Origin of the sequence: Methylorubrum podarium, assembly GCF_022179745.1 — a bacterium.
GTDB classification, from domain to species: Bacteria; Pseudomonadota; Alphaproteobacteria; order Rhizobiales; family Beijerinckiaceae; genus Methylobacterium; species Methylobacterium podarium.
Window position 1 is genome coordinate 1 of record NZ_BPRD01000649.1, and the last position, 1,254, is coordinate 1,254.

General features: G+C 75.8%; 1 protein-coding gene. It reads left to right on the plus strand.

What is annotated here, in order from left to right; translation table 11 throughout:
- Positions 1-1,198: glycine oxidase ThiO (thiO, locus tag MFF42_RS25270; protein WP_238258727.1), on the plus strand; the 1,198-nt coding region annotated here is incomplete at its 5' end.
- Between the last annotated feature and the right edge of the window lie 56 nt (positions 1,199-1,254).

Genomic DNA, 1,254 nt, shown 5'->3' on the forward strand with positions numbered 1-1,254 from the left:
GCGCCCACCACGGCGACGCTCCCTCGCGATGCGCCCGCGCGCCGCCGACCTGCCGCCGCGCGCCGACGTCGCCGTGGTGGGCGCCGGGCTGATCGGCCTGTCGATCGCGTGGCGGCTGGCGCAGGCCGGCCGCTCGGTCACCGTGGTGGAGCGCGGACGCGTCGGCAGCGGCGCGAGCCTCGCCGCGACCGGCATGCTGGCGCCCGCCGCCGAGCACGAGCCCGGCTCCGACCTGCTGCTGCCGCTGGCGCTGGAGTCGCTGCGCCGCTGGCCCGGCTTCCGCGACGCGCTCCAGGCCGCGTCCGGCAAGGGGATCGATTATCGCGCCGACGGCACCCTCGTCATCGCCATCGGCCGCGACGAGGTCGAACGCCTGCGCTTCCGCCACGACCTGCAGCGGCGCTCGGGCGTCGAGGCCGAGTGGCTTTCCGGCCCGGAGGTGCGCGCCCGCGAGCCGCTGCTGCGCCCCAACGTCACCGCGGGCATCCTCTGTCCGCTGGACGCGCAGGTCGATCCCCGGCTCGTGATGGAGGCGCTGCTCGGCGCCTGCGAGGCGGCCGGCGTCGCGATCGTGGAGGAAGTCGCGGTGGAGGGTTTGGAGCGCCGGGGCGGGCGCGTCACCGGCCTGCGCGCCGCCGGCCGCGTGCTCGCGGCCGAGACGGTGATCCTCGCCGCCGGCGCCTGGAGCGGGGAGACGGGCCTGCTGCCCGACGACCTCGCGCTGCCGGTGCGCCCCCTCAAGGGGCAGTCGCTGGCACTGCGCACCACCAAGCGCACCGGCACCCTCTCCCGCATGGTCTGGAGCGAGTCCGTGCACATGGCGCCCAAGGGCGACGGGCACCTCATCGTCGGCGCCACGGTCGAGGATTGCGGTTTCAACGGCGGCGTTACCGCGGGTGGATTGTTCGCCCTGCTGGAAGGGGCGCGCCGCGTCCTGCCCGGCATCGAGGAGATGGAGATCGACGCGGTCTGGAGCGGCTTCCGCCCGACTTCGGACGACGACGCGCCGATCATCGAGGAGGCCGCACCGGGCCTCGTCGTCGCCACCGGCCACCACCGCAACGGATATCTCCTCGCCCCCGCCACCGCCGACGCGGTCGCCGCGCTGGTCGGCGAGGGGACGCTGCCGGATTTCGCCCGCGGGTTCGGCCGGGCGCGCTTCGCCTCGAACGAGGACCGGGGGAGGGCCGTGGCATGAGGCTGACCGTCAACGGAGAGCCTTGCGAGCGCGAGGCGCCGGACCTCGCCGCCCTG